The sequence below is a fragment of the Arthrobacter sp. K5 genome, from assembly GCF_040448525.1.
Classification (GTDB): domain Bacteria; phylum Actinomycetota; class Actinomycetes; order Actinomycetales; family Micrococcaceae; genus Arthrobacter; species Arthrobacter globiformis.
On record NZ_CP159280.1, the window covers coordinates 12,934 to 35,756 of the forward strand.

At 62.3% G+C, this 22,823-nt stretch carries 17 protein-coding genes and 7 pseudogenes; 16 read left to right on the forward strand and 8 right to left on the reverse strand.

Annotated elements, in window-relative coordinates; translation table 11 throughout:
* Positions 1-25 precede the first annotated feature (25 nt).
* Positions 26-919 carry a LysR family transcriptional regulator gene (locus tag ABRP34_RS22425; RefSeq protein ID WP_353713527.1) on the reverse strand — a complete coding sequence of 298 codons (894 nt, stop codon included), beginning with the start codon at positions 917-919 and terminating at the stop codon, positions 26-28.
* Positions 920-1,199: 280 nt separating this feature from the next.
* Here ABRP34_RS22425 and ABRP34_RS22430 point away from each other — a divergent pair.
* The 7 genes and pseudogenes from ABRP34_RS22430 (at position 1,200) to ABRP34_RS22460 (ending at position 6,553) form a co-directional block, all read left to right on the forward strand.
* Positions 1,200-2,621 (forward strand): annotated as a pseudogene (locus ABRP34_RS22430) (NAD-dependent succinate-semialdehyde dehydrogenase).
* Positions 2,618-3,016: a carboxymuconolactone decarboxylase family protein gene (locus ABRP34_RS22435; protein ID WP_353713529.1), complete on the forward strand. Its 399-nt coding sequence runs from the start codon at positions 2,618-2,620 to the stop codon at positions 3,014-3,016. The pseudogene ABRP34_RS22430 and the gene ABRP34_RS22435 overlap by 4 nt, the downstream one beginning before the upstream one ends.
* Positions 3,013-3,921: an NAD(P)-dependent oxidoreductase gene (locus ABRP34_RS22440; protein WP_353713530.1), complete on the forward strand. Its 909-nt coding sequence runs from the start codon at positions 3,013-3,015 to the stop codon at positions 3,919-3,921. Before ABRP34_RS22435 ends, ABRP34_RS22440 begins: the two co-directional genes overlap by 4 nt.
* Entirely contained in the window at positions 3,914-4,039 is a 126-nt protein-coding gene (locus ABRP34_RS22445) for a hypothetical protein (protein WP_353713531.1), read from the forward strand. Before ABRP34_RS22440 ends, ABRP34_RS22445 begins: the two co-directional genes overlap by 8 nt.
* On the forward strand, positions 4,032-5,141 hold the full coding sequence (locus ABRP34_RS22450) for a zinc-binding dehydrogenase (RefSeq protein WP_353713581.1): 1,110 nt from the start codon (positions 4,032-4,034) through the stop codon (positions 5,139-5,141). The genes ABRP34_RS22445 and ABRP34_RS22450 overlap by 8 nt, the downstream gene beginning before the upstream one ends.
* Positions 5,142-5,345: 204 nt before the next feature.
* Positions 5,346-5,927, forward strand: coding sequence for an MFS transporter (locus ABRP34_RS22455; RefSeq protein ID WP_353713582.1), 582 nt, complete (start codon positions 5,346-5,348; stop codon positions 5,925-5,927).
* Entirely contained in the window at positions 5,891-6,553 is a 663-nt protein-coding gene (locus ABRP34_RS22460; protein ID WP_353713667.1) for an MFS transporter, read from the forward strand. Before ABRP34_RS22455 ends, ABRP34_RS22460 begins: the two co-directional genes overlap by 37 nt.
* 111 nt (positions 6,554-6,664) lie before the next feature.
* On the opposite strand, the pseudogene ABRP34_RS22465 reads toward ABRP34_RS22460, so the two are convergent.
* Positions 6,665-6,914: pseudogene (locus ABRP34_RS22465) on the reverse strand (helix-turn-helix domain-containing protein); the annotation flags it as partial.
* 186 nt (positions 6,915-7,100) lie between these two features.
* Between ABRP34_RS22465 and ABRP34_RS22470 the strand changes: the two are divergent.
* On the forward strand, positions 7,101-7,946 hold the full coding sequence (locus ABRP34_RS22470) for a hypothetical protein (protein WP_353713583.1): 846 nt from the start codon (positions 7,101-7,103) through the stop codon (positions 7,944-7,946).
* Between the two features lie 91 nt (positions 7,947-8,037).
* Here the strand turns inward: ABRP34_RS22470 and ABRP34_RS22475 are convergent, their stop codons facing one another.
* Positions 8,038-9,147, reverse strand: coding sequence for an ATP-binding protein (locus tag ABRP34_RS22475; protein ID WP_353713584.1), 1,110 nt, complete (start codon positions 9,145-9,147; stop codon positions 8,038-8,040).
* A gap of 400 nt (positions 9,148-9,547) precedes the next feature.
* On the reverse strand, positions 9,548-10,507 hold the full coding sequence (locus tag ABRP34_RS22480) for a tyrosine/phenylalanine carboxypeptidase domain-containing protein (RefSeq protein WP_353713668.1): 960 nt from the start codon (positions 10,505-10,507) through the stop codon (positions 9,548-9,550).
* Positions 10,508-10,649: 142 nt separating this feature from the next.
* Here ABRP34_RS22480 and ABRP34_RS22485 point away from each other — a divergent pair.
* Together ABRP34_RS22485 and istB are read left to right on the forward strand one after the other, a co-directional pair.
* Positions 10,650-11,942 (forward strand): annotated as a pseudogene (locus tag ABRP34_RS22485) (IS21 family transposase); the annotation flags it as partial.
* A pseudogene (istB, locus tag ABRP34_RS22490) lies at positions 11,939-12,756 on the forward strand (IS21-like element helper ATPase IstB). The pseudogenes ABRP34_RS22485 and istB, both read left to right, overlap by 4 nt.
* Before the next feature lie 258 nt (positions 12,757-13,014).
* On the opposite strand, the gene ABRP34_RS22495 reads toward istB, so the two are convergent.
* The 4 genes and pseudogenes from ABRP34_RS22495 to ABRP34_RS22510 all read right to left on the reverse strand — a co-directional run bounded on the left by ABRP34_RS22495 (position 13,015) and on the right by ABRP34_RS22510 (position 15,915).
* On the reverse strand, positions 13,015-13,596 hold the full coding sequence (locus ABRP34_RS22495) for an SLC13 family permease (protein WP_353713669.1): 582 nt from the start codon (positions 13,594-13,596) through the stop codon (positions 13,015-13,017).
* Positions 13,597-13,613: 17 nt separating this feature from the next.
* A pseudogene (locus ABRP34_RS22500) lies at positions 13,614-14,363 on the reverse strand (SLC13 family permease); the annotation flags it as partial.
* A gap of 360 nt (positions 14,364-14,723) precedes the next feature.
* The gene (locus tag ABRP34_RS22505; RefSeq protein WP_353713585.1) at positions 14,724-15,020 is read right to left on the reverse strand and encodes a hypothetical protein; all 297 of its coding nucleotides are present in this window, start codon (positions 15,018-15,020) and stop codon (positions 14,724-14,726) included.
* 142 nt (positions 15,021-15,162) lie between these two features.
* Positions 15,163-15,915 carry an IclR family transcriptional regulator gene (locus tag ABRP34_RS22510; protein WP_353713539.1) on the reverse strand — a complete coding sequence of 251 codons (753 nt, stop codon included), beginning with the start codon at positions 15,913-15,915 and terminating at the stop codon, positions 15,163-15,165.
* Positions 15,916-16,057: 142 nt separating this feature from the next.
* On the opposite strand from ABRP34_RS22510, the pseudogene ABRP34_RS22515 reads away from it, so the two are divergent.
* From ABRP34_RS22515 to ABRP34_RS22540, 6 genes and pseudogenes are all read left to right on the forward strand, one after another.
* Positions 16,058-17,190 (forward strand): annotated as a pseudogene (locus ABRP34_RS22515) (CoA transferase).
* Positions 17,191-17,222: 32 nt separating this feature from the next.
* Positions 17,223-18,560, forward strand: coding sequence for an MFS transporter (locus ABRP34_RS22520; protein WP_353713540.1), 1,338 nt, complete (start codon positions 17,223-17,225; stop codon positions 18,558-18,560).
* A gap of 15 nt (positions 18,561-18,575) precedes the next feature.
* Positions 18,576-19,978, forward strand: a pseudogene (locus tag ABRP34_RS22525) (aldehyde dehydrogenase family protein).
* The gene (locus ABRP34_RS22530) at positions 19,975-21,111 is read left to right on the forward strand and encodes a zinc-binding dehydrogenase (RefSeq protein WP_353713586.1); all 1,137 of its coding nucleotides are present in this window, start codon (positions 19,975-19,977) and stop codon (positions 21,109-21,111) included. Before ABRP34_RS22525 ends, ABRP34_RS22530 begins: the two are co-directional and overlap by 4 nt.
* Positions 21,108-21,992 (forward strand): alpha/beta hydrolase, encoded by an 885-nt coding sequence (locus tag ABRP34_RS22535; RefSeq protein ID WP_353713542.1) that lies wholly within the window; start codon positions 21,108-21,110, stop codon positions 21,990-21,992. The genes ABRP34_RS22530 and ABRP34_RS22535 overlap by 4 nt, the downstream gene beginning before the upstream one ends.
* Entirely contained in the window at positions 21,989-22,759 is a 771-nt protein-coding gene (locus ABRP34_RS22540; RefSeq protein ID WP_353713587.1) for an enoyl-CoA hydratase-related protein, read from the forward strand. The genes ABRP34_RS22535 and ABRP34_RS22540 overlap by 4 nt, the downstream gene beginning before the upstream one ends.
* Positions 22,760-22,823 lie beyond the last annotated feature (64 nt).

Here is a 22,823-nt window from a genome sequence, read left to right on the forward strand (position 1 = left end):
ACGGACGCGGCGGGGCCTTCGCCCGTTAGGCGGCCGCGGCCGCGGTCTGCTCTGCCGTGTTGAGGTGGTCCTTGAGTTCGGTGATGAAGGCTTTGAGGTTCGCGGACCGGCAGTCTCGCCGCCACATCAGCCACGTTTCCGCTGTGCCGAGGCTGCCTTCTATCTCATGCACCTGAACGCGGCTTGCTCCGGGCAGCGTCTCGAGGAGGGATTTGGGAATCATGCAGATACCGCCGCCGGCCGCGACGCACGCAAGCATGCTGTAGTACGAGGAGATTTCGACGATTCGTCCCGGGACCATTCCCTGAGACTCGAGCCAGTCCTCAAAGCGCTGGCGGTAGGAGCAGATCGTGCCGAACATGAATGCGGTCGGGTGGGATGCCTTGAAGTCGTCGTTGATCTCTGTGACCGTCTGCGGGGTGAGGATTACGAGATCCTCCGCGAAGGCCCTAATGCCGGTGAGTGAAGGTACAGCTGGCTTTCCATCAGAGAATGCTGCTGTGAGTTGACCATTCAGCAAATGGTCGAACAGCACTCCTGAGGAGCCTGCTTCGAGTTCGACGTCGACCGCGGGGTAGCGGAGATGGAAGCTGGCTAGGATCGGTGGTATTCGGACGGCCGCCGTGCTTTCTAGGGCGCCGAGACGGAACTTGCCGCGGGGTTCGCCTTGGGCCGTGAAGGCTTTGGCGTCGTTGCACATGTCGATGATCTTTTGGGCATGCTCGCGAAAGACCTCCCCATCGGCTGAGAGGGAGCTTTGCCGCTTGTCCCGGACCAGGAGTTTGACACCAAGTTCTCGCTCCAGCTGCTGAATCCGCGTCGAAACGTTCGACGGAGCGCGTAGAAGTTTGTTTGCGGCTTTGGTGATGCTGCCTGTCTCCGCCACGGCAAGAAAGATTTCCAGCTGTGAGATCTCCATTGTCCTCGTTCTCTCTGAGTGAAGTGATCATGTTGAAACATCACGTTTAGAGAATGATGACAGCCTCTGCGCGTCATTACAACCGCCCGGACACGCCTCCCCGGTCTGCGGGTCACGACGCGTCTCACCGGGCAAGGAAGGAGGCGGGGAGAACCCAGCCATCCTTCGATCGTTCTGTTTTTGAGAAGTGAAGCTTCGGGAACTTCATATTTATAAAGGTGACAGCGGCTTCTAGAGTCATTGTTAGCCCCATCACAAACGAACTTGAAGGAACACCATTATGGGCACCATCGAAGTTGCCGTCGCGAAGTCGACGAACCCGGCTACCGGCGAGGAAGTCGCGGCCTACCCCTACCTGGATGAGCGGGGCGTAGCGGGCATTGTCCAGACCGCCGCCGAAGGTTTCGCCGTCTGGCGCGACACCACCCCTGCAGCGAGGGCCGAGGTTTTCCGCCGGCTTGCCGGGCTGCTGCGCCGCGACACGGCCAAGGTTGCCAGTGTGATCACCGCCGAAATGGGCAAACCCGTCACGCAGGCCCAGGCGGAGGTTACCAAGTGCGCAAACATGCTTGACTGGTACGCCGAACATGGGCCGGCCATGCTGGAAGACACGGCGACGACCATCGGTCCGGAAGCCTACGTCTCCTACCTGCCCACGGGTACAGTGTTGGCGATCATGCCGTGGAACTTCCCGGTTTGGCAGATCTTCAGGGGCGCAGCCCCATCATCCTCGGGGGCAATGGCTACCTCTTGAAGCCCGCCTCGAACGTGGTCGGCTGCGCTTTGGCGCTGGAGTCGCTGTGGGAGGAAGCAGGGCTTCCGAAGGGCACCTTCACGGTTGTGAACTGCGACCGCCACCAGGTCCCGGCGATCATCCACGATCCAGCCATTACCGGCGTCGCCGTTACCGGCGGGACCGTCGCGGGGCAGAGCGTGGCGGCGGAGGCCGGCCGTGCGCTGAAGAAGGTCATTCTGGAACTCGGCGGCTCGGACCCGTTCATCGTTCTTGCCGACGCCGACCTGGACAAAGCCGTTGACGCTGCGGCCACCGGGCGGATGGTGAACGCGGGCCGTGTGCATCTCGGCCAAGCGGATCATCGTCGAGCGCCCCGTCTATGCCGAGTTCACCGCCAAGCTCGCCCGACGGGTCGAAAGCCTCAAAGTCGGGGACCCCACCGACCCCGAAACCTTCGTCGGCCCGATGGCCAAGGAAGAAGGCCTGCTTGACGTTGATGACCAGGTCAAGCGCTCCGTTGCCGAAGGAGCGGAGCTTCTGACCGGTGGCCACCGCATCCCCGGGCCCGGCTCGTTCTACGCCCCGACCGTCCTGGCCGGCGTCACCGAAGCCATGACCGCCTTCAAAGAGGAGATCTTCGGACCTGTCGCGACCGTCATCGCCGCCGAGGACGCAGAGGACGCACTGGCCAAGGCCAACAACTCCGAGTTCGGACTCAGTGCCGCTATCTGGACTGCCGACAGTGCGAAGGCCCGCGCCATGGCCCGGAAAATCGACGCCGGCGGGGTCTTCATCAACGGACTCTCCGTCTCGGACCCCCGGATCCCGATCGGCGGGGTGAAGAAGAGCGGTTTCGGCCGGGAACTTTCCTACCTGGGCGTGCACGAATTCACCAACATCCAGGCGGTGTGGGACCAGACCCCACTCAACGCGGCCAAGGAAGCAGCACAAGGAGTAGCGCAATGAGCACCACGACCATCAACCAGGAACTGTTCGACAAGGGCCTTGCCACCCGCCGTGATGTCCTCGGCAACGAGTACGTCCAGCGCAGCCTGGACAGCGCGGACGAGTTTTCCATGTCGATGCAGGAACTCGTCACCCAGTACTGCTGGGGCGATGTCTGGAACCGCCCGGGCCTGGAACGCGCCCAGCGCAGCCTGATCAACCTGGCCATGATTAGCGCCCTGAACCGGCCGCACGAACTGAAGGTCCATGTCCGCGGTGCGGTCCGCAACGGTGTCACCAAGGAGCAGATCAAGGAAGTCTTCCTCCAGGTCGCTATCTACTGCGGAGCCCCGGCCGCTTTGGAAAGCTTCCGCCTCGCCCGTGAAGTCTTCAAGGAAATGGAGGCCGAAGCATGAGCACCATCGGCTTCATCGGCCTGGGCAACATGGGCTTCCCGATGGCCTCGCGGCTCGCCGACGCGAACCACACCCTCATCGTGGACGACCGGGACAAGGGCGCAGTCCAGCGATTCCAGGACCAGCACCCCACGTCCCGGACGGCCACGGACGCCAAGGCCTGGCAGGACGCGGACATCATCATCACGATGCTTCCCAACTCCGACATCGTCGAAGCCGTACTCGCCGGGGGAGTGGCCGCGGCCGCCTCGTTGAACACCCTGTTCATCGACATGTCCTCCTCCGAACCTATTCGCTCCCGCGACCTCGGCGCACGGCTCGAACTACAAGGAATGCGGTACCTGGACGCCCCCGTCTCCGGCGGGGTACGCGGAGCCCAAAACGGGCAGCTCGCCATCATGGTCGGAGGCCGCTGGCAGGACCTGGACCAGGCCAAGGACATTTTCGACGTGCTGGGCAAATCCGTCATCCACGTCGGCGACGCCGGCTCCGGACACGCAGCCAAGGCCCTGAACAACCTGGTCTCCGCGGCTTCGGTCGCTGCCACCGTCGAAGCCCTCCGCGTCGGGGAACGCTTCGGCATCGACCCGGCAACCCTGACCCAGGTCCTGAACGCCTCCTCCGGGCGGAGCAACACCTCCGAGAACAAGGTCGCACAGTACATGCTCTCGGGCACCTTCGGCTCCGGTTTCCCGATCGGGCTGATGACCAAAGACATCAAGATCGCCACCGCCCTAGCCGATTCGCTGGGCGTCGAAGCCCCGTTCAGCCACGACTGCGAAACTATTTGGCAATTCACCCTCGACTCCGGCCACGGCGCCGAGGACCACACGAGGATGTACGAATATCTCGCCACCCCAACCACCACTCCGGCTTTCAAGGATGAAAGGCAAATCCATGCATGACTTCGCACTGGTGCTGCAGACCGCGGCCGAGGACTTCGAGTTCAACCGCGAGATGCGCTACTACACGGGCAAACTCTCCGTCGCCGTCGGCGACAACAAGGAGATCCTCGATGTCTGACGCCGCTTACGGCCGCGTTGCCGTCATGACCAGCCCCCGCGAACTCGACTACGCCGAGTACCCCCTTCCCGCCCCGGGACCCGGAGCGATTCTGATGAAAGTGACCAGGGCCAACGTATGCGGCTCGGAACTCCACATCTGGAACGGCAAACACCCTGTCAAGAAAAGCGGCGGGCTCGGCCACGAAATGGTCGGCACCGTCGCGGCCCTGGGTGAGGGTCGGCCCACCGATAACGCCGGTCAGCCGCTCAACCCCGGCGACCGCATCGTCGCCACGTACTTCCAGACCTGCGACCGGTGCGCCCGCTGCCTTGGCGGACAACCGAACCTCTGCGACAACGCTTACGAATTCTTCGGCAAACAGCCCGCCGAGGCACCCCACTTCCACGCCGCCTTCGGCACCCACTACTACATCCACCCACGCCAGCACGTCTACAAGGTCCCGGACGAAATCCCCGATTCCGTAGCGGCCAGCGCCAACTGCGCCCTCTCCCAGGTCACCTTCGGCATTGACCAGATCGGTCTGCAATACGGCGAAACCCTGCTTATCCAGGGTGCCGGGGGACTGGGCCTGAACGCCGTCGCCGTCGCCAAGGAACGCGGCGCCACCGTAATCGTCATCGATCCCTCCGGACCCCGGCTCGAACAGGCCCAGCGCTTCGGGGCCGACCACGCCATCAACATGGCAGACATCCCGGACCTCGAGGACAGGATCGCCGCCCTCCAGCAGCTCACCGGAGGTCAAGGCCCCGACGTCGCCATCGAACTAACCGGCGTCCCCGACGCCTTTGCCGAAGGACTGCGGCAGATCCGGCGCGGCGGCCGCTACCTGGTCATGGGCAACCTTTCCCCTGGCAGGACGGTGCCGTTCGACCCAGGCTACGTCACCCGCAAAGCCATGACCATCAAGCACGTGGACCGCTACGAAGGCCGCTACCTCTACAAGTCCCTAACCTTCCTAGCTGAGCATCAGGACAAGTACCCCTTTGACGCCATGATCGACGCGACCTTCACCCTCGACGGCGTCCAAGAGGCCCTCGAAAAGTCCCTCGCCCGCGAAGTCACCCGCGCCGCGATCCTCATGGACAACACAAGCGCCTGAGCCGGCGACAAATCCACCCCCGCATCCTGAAAAGAAACGCCATGACAACAGCACACCTCGCCGGCCTGACCCCTGATCAGGTCCGCCGCAAAAGCCTTATCTCCGGCACCGTCGGAGCAATCATCGAATGGTACGAATACACCGTCTACGGAACGGCCGCCGCCCTCGTCTTCGGCACCCTGTTCTTCCCCTCCACCGAACCGGGTGTATCGCAGATCGCGGCCCCTGGCCAGTTTCGGCGTCGGCTTCCTCGCCCGACCCGTCGGAGCTTTCGTCTCCGGCCACCTCGGTGATCGGATCGGACGCAAGTCCACCCTCATCCTGACTTTCCTCATCATGAGCATCTCCACAGCAGCCATTGGCTTGCTCCCCACCTACCAGAGCGTCGGGTTCTGGGCTCCGGTACTGCTGTGCGTCCTTCGCCTCACCCAGGGCTTCGCCGTCGGCGGCGAGTGGGGCGGTGCTGCTATCATTGCCGTCGAAAACGCCCCGAAGGGACGCCGCGGATTCTTCGGGGCCTGGCCGCAAATCGGCGTCTCCTGCGGGCTGCTGCTTGGCACCGGGGCCGTAGCCATCTCCCGTGCCATCTCCGGGGACCAGTTCATCGTCTGGGGCTGGCGCCTGCCCTTCCTCGTCAGCGTGGTGCTGGCAGCCGTGGGTCTCTACATTCGCCTCAACGCCAGCGAAAGCCCAGCCTTCCTAGCCGCCAAGGCCGAAGCGGAACGGAAACAGGAAAAACAAAAGCGCCGATCCCGGTCGTTTTCAAAGAGCACCGCAGGTCCCTGATCATCGCTCTGTTCTCACGCTTCGCCGAAGCAGGAAACTACTACCTCTTCACCGTGTTCCTGCTCTCCTACGTCGCGACGACCCTAAAGCTCCCGGCCAGCTACGGACTGGTCGCCGTCATGATCGGATCTGCTCTAAACATCGCCATGATCCCTGTCTTCGGTGCCATCTCGGATAAAATCGGCCGAAAAAACACGTTCTTCTTCGGCGCGGCCGTCATCACCGTCAGTGCTTGGCCCATCTTCGCCATGATCCAAACCGGCAACCCGTTCGCGATCATCGCCGGCGTAACCATCTTCCTCACCCTCGGCCACGCCGCCGTCTACTCCGTACTCCCCGCCTTCTACTGCGAACTGTTCCCCACCGAAGTCCGCTACACCGGCATCTCCGTCGGGTACCAGACGGCAGCCATCCTCCTGGCCGGATTTACCCCGGTCATCGCCAGCGCCCTCGTCCTCTGGTCTGGAGGCACCTGGCCCCTGGTCGCCATCATCGTCGTCACCACCCTCATCGCGGTAGCCGCCGTCGCAGCCGCCAAAGAATCAAAGGACCTCGACCTGGACACCATCGGAAAGACACCAGCAACCCTTAACGGCGAGCCCAAACCAAGGACCCGTACCCGCTGACCTCCAACAATCTGGACCGGGCAAAAACCCGGGCAGACGACGGGTCCACGGCTAACGGTGGGCCCGTCGTCTTCCGGAGGGCGCGGGGGCGTGGTCAGGGGCAGTGCCCAGTCACGCGACGCACCTCCACTCAGGCGGCGGCCCGGAAGGCGGCCCCCACTGGTACACCGTTTGCCTGCTGATGCCGTAATCACTGGCGAGGACGGCTTTGGGGATTCCGGCGGCCGCCCGCTGCACCAGCCCGGCCGCCCGTTCCGGGGTGAGGGTCTTTTTCCTTCCGCGGTAGGCTCCCCGCTGCTTAGCCAGCGATGCCTTCCCGCTGCCGCTCCCTGGTCAGCCAGCGTTCGAATTCGGCGAAGGCGAGGGCTGGAATGACCACGACCCCGCCGCCCTGGCCGCGGCCGACCGGATCCGTCACGAGGTTCACCGCCGCTACGGCATCAACACCCGCGACGTCGGCAGTGACGCCGGATACCTGGCATCAGGCGTCGAAACAGTCAGCGCTGAACAGGCCCGCCTCCAAGGCGTCCGGGAGCACGACAAGGCAATGGCACTCATTGTCGCGGCGCAGGCCGAAGACCTTTGGGCCAAGGCCGAAATGCTTGCACCCGTCATGGAGAAGCACCAGGTCCCCGCCGAGTACCTGACCAACCAGGCCCTTGTCGCGGCACTGCAGGCATCACAGGACGCCACGACTCCCGAGGCCCTCGAGGCTGCCGACACCATCGTGAAGGAACGCCTGTACCTGATCGGCAAAGACGGCATCAACGGCCCCACCATCGACCAGCTCCGCGAAGAAACCACAGCGAACTTCAACGGCGCCGGCGACAACCACTTCACGGACGCCTCCTTCGTGAACGCCGCCAAAGACTGGCACGAAGCCAAACTCCTCGCCGAAGGCGGCTTCACCGGCACCCCCGACCAGCCGCTCGAGCAGCGCTACGAACGCACCGAAGCCGAACTCTTCGCCCGTATCGAGGCCATGGGCCGCGAGATCGAGAACAGCGTCACCGGCACCAACAGCCAACGGCCTGAAAGTGAAGGCGCAAAGACCGAAAACGGTCCGGCAGCCGAGTACGGTTCCGAAGCCCATCATCAGGCGTTCGCGGCATCCCTTGCCGGGACGGCCACAGACGAGCAGGTAAAGGGCAGGCTCGCAGCAGCACGCAGCGAAGGCACCCACCCCCAGGAAGCACTGGCAGCCAATGCGCCCGCCAAGGCACGGAAGGCAAGCCCGGGCGCCGCGCTCGGCGCGCAGAAAACGAAGAACGGTCCAGCCGCTAAGGCCTGTTGCCCGGCACGAAGCTCGCCGTGCCGGGCATGCCTTGATCGATATGATCACACGCCTGAGTGCCGTCAGTGGCTCGTATTTGTCCAGATGGTGTCTGGATAATTAGCCCACGCCCGGGTCCGCCGGGCCGTGACGCCGTGACAGGGTTTCGAGATCCGGCACGGATTTCTTCCCCTGCTGCACGTTGGTGCCGTCAGGACGGAAGATTCTTCAGAAGGTACTGCCGGAGGCCGGGAATGGCGAAGGTGACCTTTCCGTGACCGGCTGACTCAATGAGCCCAGCGGCAAGGAGCCTGGTTCGGTACTTGGCCACAAGCGTTGGCTTGGACCCGGTCCGTTGAACTATATCGCCGGCTGTTGAGGTGTCCTCATCAACGGCCATGGCTTGAAGAAATTCGAGGTCTTTGTTGGAGGCCGTCACCAAGGCAGCTTCGATCACCACGCGCTCGTTGCGACGAATGGCGGCGGCTACGGCTCTGTCGACTGCGGCAGGTGAGAGGGAAGCCTCGTGAATCTCAGCTTCTCTCCAAAGGAAGTAGCCGACGAGTTGGATAAGGAAGGGGTAGCCCCCTGTGGCCGTAGCTGCCCTGCTTACCAGGTCGGGGGTGATGCTGATCCCGGCGCTGCTGAATGTTTCCGCGAATGATGTTTCGACATCACGAACCGCGGCTGCGTGAAGGTCGATCTTGTCTGCCCTGCGAAGGAACGTCGCGACGCCCTCGTTTAAGAGGTCCGATACCGCAGACGGCAGACCGGCGAAGATTAACGCGATGGGCAGCCGGTCCTGGATGAAGTGCTGGACGTTCGCGGCCAGTTGGGACAGCTCCGTCCGGTCGGCGGCGTGGATCTCATCTACGGTAATGAGGAGCCCGGTTCCGCGTTGGTCCAGAAGCGTGAGAAGATCCTCCCCAAGCTCACGCCAGTCCACCTGGCGTTCCGGTGACAGCTGTGTCGTGACGCCGAACCCGGCGACCGTAACGGCCGTGATACGTCGTCGCGATTCAGGTCCGTCTCCGAGCTCTTGGCTTAGGCGGCGCATTTTTTCGCCGATCCGGCCCATGAATGTCCCGGTCGCGGTCTCTGAAACCACAGCCCATCCGTGTTCCCGGGCAACGTCATGGGCGGCTCCAAGCATTACCGTCTTGCCGATGCCCCGTGCTCCGGTAAAGATGGACAGCAGACCAGGTGCCCCGGAGCCGAGTCGAAGACCGTACTCGAATTCATCTAGAAGCCCGGCCCTGCCTATGACCTCCGGTGGTGTAGCCCCGGCCGTTGGACGGAAGGGATTCTCTATGTCTAACATGCGCTCAGCCTACAGGTGAATTCTGGTGAATTTGGTGAATTTGCCGTGGGGGTGAATTTGGTGAACTTGGAAGCCCGATCCAAATCGCACCGATAGCAGGGACCGTACAGTAGTCACAGCCGTGCATACCCCTGTGGGCGTAAACGATGCCGCGGAAATCCACCTGGGGAAGCATGGGCCTTCGGTTCCAACTCGTGGATGCCAGGGCCTTTGGTGGACCAGGAAGCCGCGGGAACAGGTGAACTCGTTCTCTGCCGAGGTGACCTGAACTACGGGTTCCTGAGCGACGACCTAAGGCCCGGCGCCTTCAGCGCCAGGCCATCGGATTCGTGGCCCGCAAGGCCAGGACGCGCGCGCTCAAGACGGCTGACATCCCTCCTCCTTCAGCCAAGATGAATGGCTAGGCATTGAAGATGTTAAGTGCAGTGGAGTCATGGTGCAGTTCTGGTCGCTTCAACTCGCCTTCGGCGTGCAATTCCAAGGCCAGGGACAGGTGTTCAGTTGACCATTTGACTCCTTGGAGGAGCTCTAGGCCGTGGTTATTGGTTGAGGCGAGTTTTTCGATCCTTCTTAGGCCGCCCAAGTATCCGCAATCGTTGGTCAATCCGCCGTTGTTGTTAGGGTTGCTCAGGCCGCGTTTGACTCTGATGGCTATGTCCACGGCTGCAGGCTGCCCGATGTGCTGTTGCAAGCCTGCTGCGATAGTGAGGATTCCGCTCGTCTGTGCTTGATCTACGGCAATGACGCGTGCGGCGTAGGTGCGGAGTGCGGAGGTGTCCAGCCGTTGCATTTTGGTCTCGGCCCACAATGCCAACCCTTCTTCGGTTGCCACGGCTGACCCTAGGGCCACGAAGGCAAGTGGTTGGTGTTGGCGAGAGGCGTTGGCCCAGTGCAGGACGTGTCCGCCCACCTCCTGCACCAGGAGTCGGTTGGCTTCGCATGCTGTGAAGGTCGCGTCTGCGCGGATGCGCATGCGTTTGAGGGGTCCATTAACGCTCGCCCTTGAGGACATGTCGAGGCTGACTTGTACGTTCCAGTCGGGGAGGTCGTAATTGGCCAGTGCCGTTCTGAATCGCTGTGCCAGGTCTTCGGCCGTTACCGTTGCGGAGGACGGTTCTGCTGGAGGTGGTGTGCGTCGAAGCAGGGAAGTGGCTTCATCAATTAGTGCGTGGCTGGGGAGTCCATCCATTGTGACGGCCATTTCCCGGTACTGGTCATCGTTGGCGGATGCGAGGGCCACGCCCCGGGCGCGGCATGTTTGAAGATGCTCGTGCAGGGCGTCCCGGAGACTGCCGGACAGGTCCACAGGCACCATCTCGCTGATCTCGTTGAGTGCAGAGAGGTAGCCGGTCAGGTTGATTTCCGGGTACTGAAAGCGGTGGGGTAGCTGGAGAGCTCGTCACTGACGGCTCGGGCGATCTCCTTGCGATGCTTTGCCGCGTCGAGTGGGTGGGCCCAGGTGCTTGTACGAAAGTGCTTGGCCGAGTCGCGGAGTGCCGTGACACGCTCCGGGCGCGGAGGCTAAGGTCGATTTCGGTGACGTGTGGGTGGATCTGGACGGGGTGCGGACCCGGTGTTACATGTTCGCTTTCCGGCTAAGTCATTCTGGAAAGTCCGTCCATCGCATATACCCGACCTGTGTGCAGGAGGCCTTCCTGGAGGGTCATATCGACGCGTTCCAGGTCTTGGGTGGTGTCCCGACTGAACACATCCGCTACGACAACCTCACTTCAGCCGTGACGAAGGTTGTCTATGGTGCCGGGCGGCAGCGGGTGGAGAACGAGCGTTGGGTCCTATTCAAATCGCACTTTGGCTTCGATGCCTTTTACTGTGAGCCTGGGATCGCCGGCGCCCATGAAAAGGGTGGGATCGAAGGCGAAGTTGGCAGGTTCCGGCGGAATTTCCTGACTCCCGTGCCGGTGGTGAAGACCTTGGCTGAGCTCAATGACAGGCTCAGGGTCTGGGACGCGGAAGAGGACGCCCGGAGGATCGCACAAAGGCTCCGCACCATTGGGGACGATTTCGCTGTGGAACAGCCTCTGCTTGCACCCCTGCCGGTGGGGGGCTTTGATCCTGGCCTGGTGTTGACGCCTCGGGTCGATCGATCGTCGCTGGTCTCGTTCCGTTCGATGAAGTACTCGGTTCCGGCGCGGTTTGTCAATCGGAAAGTCCGGGTGTCCCTGCAGGCGACGCAGGTGAAGATCTTTGACGGCCGGACGCCGATCGCGACCCACCCACGGACCGTGGGCAGGGTCCGGCAATGCGTGCAGCTGGACCACTACCTTGAAGTACTCCGGATAAAGCCTGGCGCGCTTCCGGGCTCCACTGCGTTGGCGCAGGCCCGTGAATCAGGAGTGTTCACTCCGGCTCATGACGCGTTCTGGGCTGCCGCCCGGAAAACCGACGGTGACACCAAAGCGATCCTGGAACTCATCGATGTGTTGCTCTTACTCAGGGTCATGGACGCTACCGAAGTCATTGCCGGGATCGCCGCTGCCCTATCGGTGGGCGCGGTCAGCGCCGACGTTGTCGCTGTCGAGGCCAAGCGCGTGGCCGCTGAACGCAGCGCGCCTGGGTGGGTCCAGCCCGATTGCGATTCCGGCGAGAAAGAAGAAATCGTCGAGCACCGGATTGTCAGTCTCACCCAGCGCCGTCTTGCCGACCCGGCAGCTGTGATCGCTGGTCTGCCACCGGAGAAGCGACCTGTCCCCACGGTTGCTGGGTATGACCAGCTACTGGCCAAACGTGCCACCGCATCCGGACCGGCAACCAATTCCAAGGAGCAGATCTCATGAGCCCAACCACGCCTGTTGTCGTGTCCCAGGCCCTGCGGCGACGCCGTGGACTGACCGAGCAAGCCGCCGTCGCTGCGGTGGACCAGGCTTGCCGGAGGCTCCGGTTGCCCACGATCAGGGCGGTCCTGGACGAAGCACTCCATGTCGCTGGCAAGGAACAGCTCTCATATCAGGGCTTCCTCGCGGGAGCTACTTCTGGCGGAGTGTGATGACCGTGACCGGCGTTCCTCGACACGAAGGGTCAAGTCAGCTGGCTTCCCGAGGGATAAGTGGCTTGGGGATTTGGATTTTGAAGCGAACACGAACATCAACCCGGCAACGATCCACACCTTGGCCAGCGGAGATTGGATACGCAAGGGGCAGCCCCTATGCCTTATCGGTGACTCCGGCACCGGCAAGTCCCACCTGCTCATTGGGCTCGGCACGGCCGCGGCGGAGAAGGGCTTCCGGGTTAAATACACCCTCGCTACGAGGCTCGTGAACGAGCTCGTGGAGGCCGAGAATGATAAAGCCCTGGCCAAAACCATCGCACGCTACGGGCCGCGTGGACCTGCTCTGCATTGACGAGCTGGGTTACATGGAGTTGGACAAGCGAGGCGCCGAGCTTCTGTTCCAGGTCCTCACCGAACGCGAGGAAAAAGCGTCCGTTGCCATCGCCACCAACGAATCCTTCTGTGGGTGGACCAAAACCTTCACCGACCCACGCCTTTGCGCGGCCATAGTGGACCGGCTCACCTTCAACGGCACCATCATCGAAACCGGAACAGACTCCTACCGACTCGCCCACACACTAGCCCAACAAGCCGCCGACTAGACCGCGTTAGTTGATCCGGAACGATTGAGGGTCGGTCGCTATAGCCAACGCCACGGGTATGACGCAGCAGTGCCTCTGGGAATTACCCGCGGGCACTGCTGCGTCCGCTTGCTAGCGCCCTAGTCTCTAGGGCAACACCTGTCGCGTACGTACAAGCGGCCACGCCACGTTCAGAAAATCTGGGTCGGTTCCTACGTGCCCCTATTGAAGCAAACGCGTTCGGGCTTTCGCCCAAGCGTTGGCTGCGGAGACGTTCGGTTAGAGGGTTCCGGGCAGTACGAGCAGTCCCACCAGAGCAACGGGGCCGATGATCACCATGCTCATGCCCCAACGCATCAGTCTGGATGTCATGCGGGCCCGTTCTGATTCTGGAGCGGTGGCGATGACTGTTGCGCCGACTGTCGAGTATGGAGAGAGGTCCACGAGTGCGGAGCAGATGGCGAGTGCTGTGATGATTGCCCAGCCGGGGATGCCTCCGGTTGCGACGAGGGGAAGAGACAGTGGAATGATCGCGGCGAGCATGCCGGTGGTTGAGGCGAAGGCGGAGATCAGCCCGGCGGCAACGCACAGTGCGAAGGCGCTGAGGAGGGGGGTTCCGGCGGCCTCGGCGAAATGGCCGATGAGTTCGATGGCTCCCATGTGTTCCAAGACGCCCACGTACGTGATGACGCCGCCGACCAGCAGGATGGTTGGCCAATCAATTTTGGTGATTGCGGTCTTGCTGGTGGCCGGGTCGAGAAGGGTGAGGACAGCACCGAACGCGAAGCACAGAATTCCACATCGGGGTTCCCGCCGGTCAGAGCAAGCCAGATTAAGGAGATGAGGAGCCCGGCTATGCAGGTGATGGTTGCGATCTGCGCCGTCGTAAGCCGTGCTGCTTTGGTCTTGGTGTCGACTGGCGCATCAACGCTGGTGGCCACGGTCCCTGGGCTGGAAGGGCGGTTTTCCTGAAGGGGAGATGAATATCCAGAGGTTTCGATGTCATGGGGGGTTTGGGTCCGCTGGCTGCGCGGCAGCCGGGTGCCGCCGAACATGAGGAACGCGGCAACCAAGAGGACGAGGTTGGTCACGATGGCTACGGTGAAGAGCACGAGTGGGTTTAGGTCAATGCCAGCTTCTCTGGCAGTTCCGTAGCTGATGATTCCGAAGAGGCTGGTTGGGGCAAAGGCTCCGGCTGTCAGTCCGGTACCTATGGCCAGGCCCATGAGCATGGGGTCGATCATGTATTTCTTTGCCAGAGGCATTGCTATCGGTGCGAGTGCCAGGGCGGCCAGGGACGACCCCATGGCTGCTACCCCGCACGAAAGGGCAAAGAACAGGATGGGGAAAAGAGCGGCCCGGTCTCCGACTTTTGCTATGGACCGATCGATGAGTTGGTCGATTGTGCCGTTGGCCTGGGCTATGCCGAAGAAGAACGTCACCCCGGCCAGCAGGATCATGATGCCGACAGGGAAACCCCCGATGATGTCTTTGAGGGACATCGAGGCCAGCGAGAGTCCGACGCCGCAGGCAGCGGCGAGGGATAGCACGCCGATGTGCCCTTTGCGGATCGAACCGGCCGCGAATACTGCTATGAAGATGACCAGTGCTGTGAGCTGAGCAACCATACCAAGCCTTTCATGAGTCAGCCGCAGGCACGGGGTCGGGCATCGTTGCCCTGTGGTGCCAGCGAAGTAGAGGATACGAAAGAGACTGCCTGGCGTGGCTAGGCGGCGGAGTTCTAGGTCCGCACACAGCGCTACATGGTTGTCGGTGTTGGTTTTGACAACTATGGGTGTTTCATATTGTGGAACACCGTCTCTCTGCGTGGAATGAGATTAGTCACAGTATCCCGTCTGGTCAAGCAACCTCGGATCATTCGCCCGATATGGTGGACCGGCGGCCACGTGTGCAGGCCTGAGATCATTCGCTGGTACGTCGCAGCACTAGAGGAAAAGAGCGTGGCTGCCGTGGTGATGACCGCCATTTCATTGAGGTTTACCGATGCCGGCCCTGGGGGCTTGGTCGATGACGTCGCGGTCTTGCGGATCGCGGGGGAGGCTCGCAGCACGCTGCTTGGGGCACCGCCCGGGGCTGGTCTGATCAGGCACGCACCGGCGCCTTTCGACATTTTTTCGGGTCTCGGGGCCGGAATTCAACTCCGGATTGTCCAGCATCATGTCCGTTTCTGGCGTCCACTTTTCTACCGGGACCTTCCAGTGTTCGTTGAGCTTGGCGTTGGCCGAGTTTCTCATGTCACGTTCCGTATCGGCTTCCGGATTCACGGGTCACTCAATGACCTGGACTACGCGACGGGCATGACTGAAATAGTCCTGGCCCGCAATGGGCGGGCGATTAGGCTTCCTCCGAAAGTCACAGCAGATTTGCAGCGCCTGGCTGCAGTCGATGCTCAGGGAACCGGCTGAGCTATCCGTTTTGACCGAGCTTCATGGCGGCGCTGATTTCCGCGGCAGCTTCCCGGACCATCGCCCCCAGAATGCCCTCATCCTCCGGCATGCGGTACGTCGGCATAAATGCCGACAATGACGCGACCGGGTTGCTGCGGCCGCCAAAGATGGGGGCAGCAAGGGAGCAGATGTCCTCCCGGAGCTCACCGCGGACGATGGCGAACCCGCGCTCACGCACCTGGGCAAGATCCGCCTCAAATTCCTCGGCAGAGGAGATTGTGTCCGGGGTGAACACCTCAAAGGACTCAGGATAAAGGTTTGCCCGCTGCTGCCCCCCTGAGAACGCCAGGATCGCCTTGCCGTTGGCACTGGCATGGACAGGGGAATGCTGGCCAACGGGCCAGTGGATCCGTACCGGCTGGGTGGATTCAACCTGGTCAATGACCACCACTTCACCCGATTGCGGTACGGCCAGATGTACCGCCTCGGTGCAGGCATTTCGCAACCGTTCCATGACGGGTTTGGCGGCGGTCCGCAGGTTGCTGTCTGCGGCCACGCGCTGCGCCAGGATGGCCGGGGCTGCACTCAGCACCCACTGCCCACCTTGGCTTCCTGACTTTCGGGCAACCCAGCCAACGGTTTCGAGGGTCGTCAGGAACCGGTGAGCTGTCGACTTGGGGAGGTCCAGCCGACGGGCCAAATCGCTGACACCCACAGGCTGTGTTTCAGCGACCTCCTGAAGAACCCGAAATGCCTGGATGACAGATTTCATGCTTGACCTCCATGATCATTGTGACTAACATCATTCCGCCTTGTAGAACACTGTTCCACATTATGGGACGAAAGGAATTACGATGTCAACCCATCTGAGCCCCAGCGATGCGGCCGTCAGCACGACTCTGCCAATGGAGGGCATGCGCGTCGTCGACTTCACGACCGCCTTGTCCGGACCTTTCGCCACTCAGACTTTCGGTGATCTCGGTGCAGACGTGATCAAAGTTGAACGACCCAGCGGCGATGATTCGCGCAGCTGGGGCCCGCCCTTCGTGGGAGAGGCAGCTTCCTACTTTCTGTCCATCAACCGGAACAAGCGCAGCATTGCCCTTGACCTTAAAAAGAAGAGGACCGCAGTGTCGCCCTCGAGCTGATCAAGTCCGCTGATGTTGTGATCGAGAATTACCGGCCAGGGGTCGCTGACCGTTTGGGCATCGGCTACGCTGCCGTGCGGGAGCTGAACCCCTCAGTTGTCTACTGCTCGATTTCCGGCTACGGCGCGGACCAGCCGCCCAAGCCCGGCTACGATCAGGTCGTTCAGGCGACGTCGGGGTGGATGAGCCTGACAGGCATGCCGGATTCAGAGCCTCTGCGCACCGGCGTTCCGGTCGGTGATGTCGCCTCCGGCATGAACGCCGTCCAGACAGTCCTGGCCGCGCTACTGCGCCGGGAGCGCACCGGTAAAGGGGCCTTGGTTGATATAGCCATGCAAGACACCCTGGTTTCCATGCTCGCCTATCAGGCCGGCCGCTACTTCGCTACCGGAATCGCCCCCGGGCGAAGCGGCAACCACCACCCCACCGTCGCCCCCTACGGCTGCTACCGAACACTGGATGGAAACGTCGTGATAGCGGTGGGCAACAACACCCAGTTCGCCCGGCTTTGCGAAACTCTTGACCTCCCCGGACTGCTCAGCGACGCTGACTTCCGGAACAACGTAGACCGCTGCAACAACCGCGACAAGCTGGACAGCGTGCTCAACGCCCGTACCGCGGCCATGACAAGCCCCGAACTTGTACAGGCGCTCGAAGAGGCGGGAGTGCCGGGCGGTCCCATCCGGGACCTCAAGGAAGTCTTCGAGGATCCAGCCACGGCATCCCGCGGCCTCGTTCTGACCTTCCCGGGACCTTCGGGCGAGAACTTCAGCGTTCCTGGGGGCTCCTGGCACCTGGACGGACAACACGCCACCGTGCACAGGCCACCTCCGGCCCTTGGGGAGCACGACGCGGAAATCCGGGCCGAACTCCTCCAGCTCACTTTCCCCCAACCATAGGCCTCGCCCCACCCCGTTCAAAGGAGAACGCCATGGCATCCACCCGCACCAAACCCCAACAATCCGGCACGACAGGCACGACCAGCATGCGGCGCCTCATCGCGGCCAGCCTGGTCGGCACCACCATCGAGTGGTACGACTTCTTCATCTACGGGTCGCTGGCCGCACTCGTATTCAACAAGCTGTTTTTCCCCGACAGCGACCCTCTCGTAGGCACGATGCTGGCTCTCGGCTCCTACGCCGTCGGGTTCGCCGCCCGGCCGCTTGGAGGGATCGTCTTCGGTCACTTTGGAGACAAACTGGGCCGCAAGAAACTGTTGATTGTCAGCATGCTCATGATGGGCGGATCCACGGTCCTCATCGGCTTACTGCCCACTTATGCGGCCATCGGAATCATGGCACCAGTACTCTTGACGCTGCTGCGCGTCGTCCAGGGCGTCGCACTCGGCGGTGAATGGGGCGGTGCTGTCCTGATCCTGGCAGAACAGGCAAAGCCCGGTCGGCGCGGCTTCGCTGCCAGCTGGCCGCAGGTCGGCGCGCCGCTGGGTAACGTCCTGGCCGCCGGTGTGCTGGCATTGTTTGCAGCCACCTTGCCTGATGAGCAGTTCCTGTCTTGGGGATGGCGTGTGCCCTTCCTCCTCTCTGCCCTCCTGTTGGGTATCGGTTACTGGGTCCGGATCTCGGTATCCGAGCCCAAGGTCTTCGAGGCCTCCAAGGCAGCAGATGAAGCCAGCGGCCATCAAAAGGTACCGGTCAAGGAAGTGTTAACAAAGCATCCCAAAGCCTTGCTCCAGGCTCTGGGCGGCCACTTCGCCGTGAACGTTCTCTACTACACCGTGACAGCCTTTGCGCTCGTCTATGTCACCCAGCTTGGATCCAACCGTGAAACGGCCCTCGTCGCCCTGATGATCGCCAGTGGAATTCAAACAGTGCTCATCCCGCTGTTCGGCGCCTGGTCAGACAAAGTCGGACGCAAGGTCCCGTACCTGATCGGAGCCTCAGGCATGCTGATCTTCGCCTTCGCGCTGTTCCCAATGCTCGGAACAGGCTCCTTCCTGGTGATTGTGGCCGCGATGTCCATCGGCCTGATCCTTCACGGCCTCATGTACGGTCCGCAAGCGGCCTTCTACGCAGAACTCTTCCCAACCCGGGTCCGCTACACCGGCATCTCGGTCGGAGTCCAGCTGGCCAGCGTATTCGCCGGGTCAATGGCACCCATCATCGCCACGGCACTGCTTGCCCAATTCAACTCATGGATTCCCGTCGCGATCTACCTGGCTATCTGCGCAGTGATCACCATGGCCGCGGTCGCCTGGGCCCCTGAAACCTACAAGCGTTCCCTGACCGATGTTGACTCCACCAACTCCTGAACCAGAAAGAGAAAAATGAATCGCGACGAACTGTACATTGACGGCAAGTGGACTCCCGCTGCCGGAACCCGAAAGAACGTGTTCTCCCCGGTTACCCTCGAGGCTGTCGGTCAGGTTCCCGAAGCCACCGCCGGGGAAGTTGACGCTGCAGTCCAGGCCGCGGCCGGGGCTTTCACCGGCTGGTCCCAGTCCGCTCCTGCCGAGCGCGCAGCACTGCTGCGCCGTGTCGCCGAGATCCTCGAAGAGCGCCGGGAGTCGTTCATCGACACCATCACCGCTGAACTGGGAGCACCCCGACAGCTGGCAGAACGGGTGCACCTGCAGCTTCCCATCACGGTCCTGCGGACCACCGCGGACCTCCTCGAGCAGTACAGCTTTGAAGAGTCAGTCGGAAACAGCACGATCTACCGGGAACCTGTCGGCGTGGTCGCTGCGATCACCCCTTGGAACTATCCCCTCCATCAGATCACCGCAAAGATCGTCCCGGCACTGGCCGCAGGCTGCACCATCGTTCTCAAACCGGCCGATCTGACCCTCTCACCGCCTACGCCTTCGCCGACGCGATGCACGACGCGGGATTCCCTGCAGGCGTCTTCAACCTGGTGTCCGGACCTGGCTCCCTAATCGGCGAGCAGCTGTCCCTGCACCCGGACGTGGACATGGTGTCCTTCACGGGATCGGTCAACGTCGGGCGGATCGTTGCCCGGGATGCGGCGAGCACCATCAAGAAGGTGTCGTTGGAGCTGGGCGGGAAGTCCGCCAGCCTGATTGCCGAAGACGTGGAGGGCGCGCTGCTGGCAACGGCGGTGAAGGTCTCCGTCGCCAACAGCTTCCTGAACTCCGGCCAGACCTGCAGCGCGTGGACACGGCTCCTCGTCCCTGAGGCGCGGTACGAGGAAGTCAAGGCCCTGGCCGCGGAAGCCGCTCGCAAATACGTGCCCGGCGAACGTGTCGGCCCGATGATTTCCGAGGCTCAGAAGACCCGCGTGCTTGACTTCATGCGCCAAGCAGAAGCCGATGGTTTCGAAACCATCCACGGCGGAAGCGATGCCACAGACCTTCCCGAACAAGGCTGGTACGTCCAGCCATCCATCTACGGCAAAGTCACCCCCAACTCCCGCCTCGCCCAAGAGGAAGTGTTCGGCCCCGTGCTTGCGGTGATCACCTACCGCGACGAAGACGAAGCCATCGAGATCGCCAACGGAACAGTCTTCGGACTCTCCGGCGCGGTCTGGGCTGCCGATGAGTCCCACGCGGTTGCCCTGGCCAAGCGGGTCCGGACCGGCCAGATCGACATCAACGGCGGAAGATACAACCCCCTGGCGCCCTTCGGCGGCTACAAGCAGTCCGGCCACGGACGCGAGCTCGGCAAGGCCGGGCTTGAAGAATTCTGCGAATTTAAGGCGGTACAGCGATGAGCACCAATCAGCCACTGACTCCCGAGGACGTCTACGCCGAGGCAATCCTCGCCTTTGTGCACCGCAAACCCGGTGAACAGGGCCAAGTCGAAAAAATCAGGCTCAGGAAAACCGGACCCGACGACGTCCGCGTCAGGATCGACTCCGTCGGAGTATGCCACTCAGACCTCTCCCTCTCCAACGGGACCCTGGGGCAAAAGATGCCCGCAGTACTCGGCCACGAGGCCAGCGGAACCGTACTGGAAGTCGGCCAGGACGTCACAACGGTAAAAGCAGGCGATACCGTAATCCTGCTGTGGAACCCGTCCTGTGGCGAATGCTGGTTCTGCAAAGCCGGAGACAAGCACCTGTGCGAGCATGCAGCCGATAACACCCAGCGGCCCCTGGCACTTGACGCTGAAGACAACACCGTCTGGGCCGGGCTCGGAGTCGCCGGTTTCGCCGAGCAAACAGTCGTTCCTGCACGTTCGGTAATGCCCATCGAAGGAATCGATCCAGACCAAGCCGCCATGCTCGGTTGCGCCAGCACAACCGGCGTTGGCGCCGTTGTGAACTCCGCCAAAGTAGTCCCTGGCCAGTCAGTGGCCGTAGTGGGACTTGGAGGCGTCGGCCTAAGCGCCGTCCAAGGGGCGCTCCTCAGTGGTGCATCCCAGGTCATCGCCATCGACCGCAGCCAAGAGCGCCTAGCAATCGCCGAAACCCTGGGGGCAGTCGCCGTCGAAGCCGGCGAGGACATAGCAAAGCGCGTCCGGAAGCTCACGGGTAACCGCGGCGCCGATGCAGTCATCGATTGTGTGGGTGCAGGAGCAACCATCCGCCAGAGCTGGCAGATGACGCGCCGCGGCGGCACGACGGTCGTCGTGGGCATCGGCAGCAAGGACGACCAGGTCACGTTCAGCCCGCTCGAACTGTTCTACTTCTCCCGCTCGCTTGTTGGTTGCGTCGCAGGAGGTGGGGATCCCGGCACCGACTATCCCCGCCTCATTGAATGGGTCAAGTCCGGCCAGCTCGTCACGGACGGCCTAATCACCGAAAGACTGGCCTTGGACAGCGTCGAAGACGCATTCGACCGCATGAAGGCTGGATCCGGAGGACGCACCGTGATTCATCCATCGGCAGGACCCCTGTCATGACCCGCCTCAGCACAAGTGCGGACGGAACCGCGATCGCCTACCGGGTGGACGGTGAGGGCATACCGGTGCTCTTCATCCACGAATTCGCCGGAGACATGGACAGCTGGGACGCGCAAGTCCAAGAGCTGTCCGCCGATTTCAAGTGCATCCGGTATGCGGCACGTGGATATCACCCCTCCGATATTCCAGGTCCCGGCTCGTATTCCCAGCAGCACGCCGTCCAGGACGTGCTGGCCGTCCTGGACGCCGAAGGCATCGATGCAGCCCACATTGTCGGTCTCTCGATGGGAGGCTATACGACGGCCAACATCACCGCATTGCATCCGCATCGCGTCCTCTCTGCGACGGTGGCCGGCTGCGGTTGGGGCTCAGACCCCGACACCCGCGAGAAGTTCGTTGCTGAGTCGATGGGCCTCGCCGGGCGGCTTCGTGAAAGTGGCTGGTCCACCTTGGCCGGCCCGTACGCCGAGGGTCCCACCCGCATCCAGCTCAGGACCAAGGACGACAAGGCCTGGCAATTGTTCCGAGACGGGCTTGCCCGCCATTCAAGCGAAGGCTCTGCCCGCACCATGGAAGGAGTCCAGAGCAAACGTCCTTCCCTGGACGAGCTCATTCCAGGTCTGCGCGAGGCACAAAAACCGATCCTCATCCTGACCGGTGACGAGGACGACGGCTGCATTGAAGCCAACTTCAGACTCAAAAAAGCACTGCCAACAGCGGCATGGAGAGTGTTCCCCAACACCGGACACACGATCAACCTTGAAGAACCGGAAGAGTTCAACCGCTCCGTCCGGTCCTTTGTCCTCTCAGTTCACAGCGGACGCTGGAACAGACGCCACCCCGCAGCCATGACCTTCTCCTCGACGGGACTTCCGCAATGAGCGAAACCAGCACCGTGGTGACGCTCAAAATCCTCGAAGGCATCAACCTGCCGGCCGGGATTGCCGTCGAGTTGCAGGGAAGGGTCCTGCATGTCATATTCGACCGTCCCGAACGCAAAAACGCCATGAACCTGCAAATGTGGCAGGTCCTGCCCCGCATCATTCATCTTGCTGAAGGCAACGACCAGGTACGGGCGATTGCCTTCTCCGGCAGGACCGCGGATTCCTTTTCGGCCGGCGCGGACATCAGCGAATTCAGCACCGTCAGGTCCGGGGCAGCGAACTCGCGTCACTACTCCGCTGCCGTGCAGGAAGCCGAACTCGCCATCATCGAATGCACCAAACCGACCCTTGCCCTGGTGCGGGGTTGGTGCGTAGGAGGCGGGTGCGAGCTGGCCCTCGCCTGCGACATCAGAATCGGTGACACCACGGCAAAAATGGGCATCACTCCGGCCAAACTCGGCATCGTCTACAGCCAGACCTCCACGACGCGACTGGTCGAAGAAGTTGGTGCCGCCTGGGCGCGACTGCTGCTGCTCACCGGCGAAATCGTCAAAGCAGATACAGCCCTGCGCATTTCCCTCCTCCATGAGGTCCACCTGACCGAAGACGTGGAAGCCCGCTGGAATGCCGTCCTCGGTCGAGTCACCGGAGGAGCCCCCGTCACCCGCCGGCGCCAAGGTCCTGGTCGGCCGTGCAGCAGCAGGTCAAGGGCAGGAAGACGCCGTGGCGAATTCCTGGTACGAGCGCTCATACGCAAGCGATGAGTACCGGATTGGCGTGACCAGCTTCCTCGCCCGGGAGAAACCGGATTTTTCGGCCGTCCCCTGG

Bases quoted from the DNA above. Each gene is read 5' to 3' on its own strand.
- ABRP34_RS22425 (WP_353713527.1), bottom strand. From the start codon at position 919: ATGGAGATCTCACAGCTGGAAATCTTTCTTGCCGTGGCGGAGACAGGC.
- ABRP34_RS22435 (WP_353713529.1), top strand. From the start codon at position 2,618: ATGAGCACCACGACCATCAACCAGGAACTGTTCGACAAGGGCCTTGCC.
- ABRP34_RS22440 (WP_353713530.1), top strand. From the start codon at position 3,013: ATGAGCACCATCGGCTTCATCGGCCTGGGCAACATGGGCTTCCCGATG.
- ABRP34_RS22445 (WP_353713531.1), top strand. From the start codon at position 3,914: ATGCATGACTTCGCACTGGTGCTGCAGACCGCGGCCGAGGACTTCGAG.
- ABRP34_RS22450 (WP_353713581.1), top strand. From the start codon at position 4,032: ATGTCTGACGCCGCTTACGGCCGCGTTGCCGTCATGACCAGCCCCCGC.
- ABRP34_RS22470 (WP_353713583.1), top strand. From the start codon at position 7,101: ATGGCACTCATTGTCGCGGCGCAGGCCGAAGACCTTTGGGCCAAGGCC.
- ABRP34_RS22475 (WP_353713584.1), bottom strand. From the start codon at position 9,147: ATGTTAGACATAGAGAATCCCTTCCGTCCAACGGCCGGGGCTACACCA.
- ABRP34_RS22510 (WP_353713539.1), bottom strand. From the start codon at position 15,915: ATGAAATCTGTCATCCAGGCATTTCGGGTTCTTCAGGAGGTCGCTGAA.
- ABRP34_RS22520 (WP_353713540.1), top strand. From the start codon at position 17,223: ATGGCATCCACCCGCACCAAACCCCAACAATCCGGCACGACAGGCACG.
- ABRP34_RS22530 (WP_353713586.1), top strand. From the start codon at position 19,975: ATGAGCACCAATCAGCCACTGACTCCCGAGGACGTCTACGCCGAGGCA.
- ABRP34_RS22535 (WP_353713542.1), top strand. From the start codon at position 21,108: ATGACCCGCCTCAGCACAAGTGCGGACGGAACCGCGATCGCCTACCGG.
- ABRP34_RS22540 (WP_353713587.1), top strand. From the start codon at position 21,989: ATGAGCGAAACCAGCACCGTGGTGACGCTCAAAATCCTCGAAGGCATC.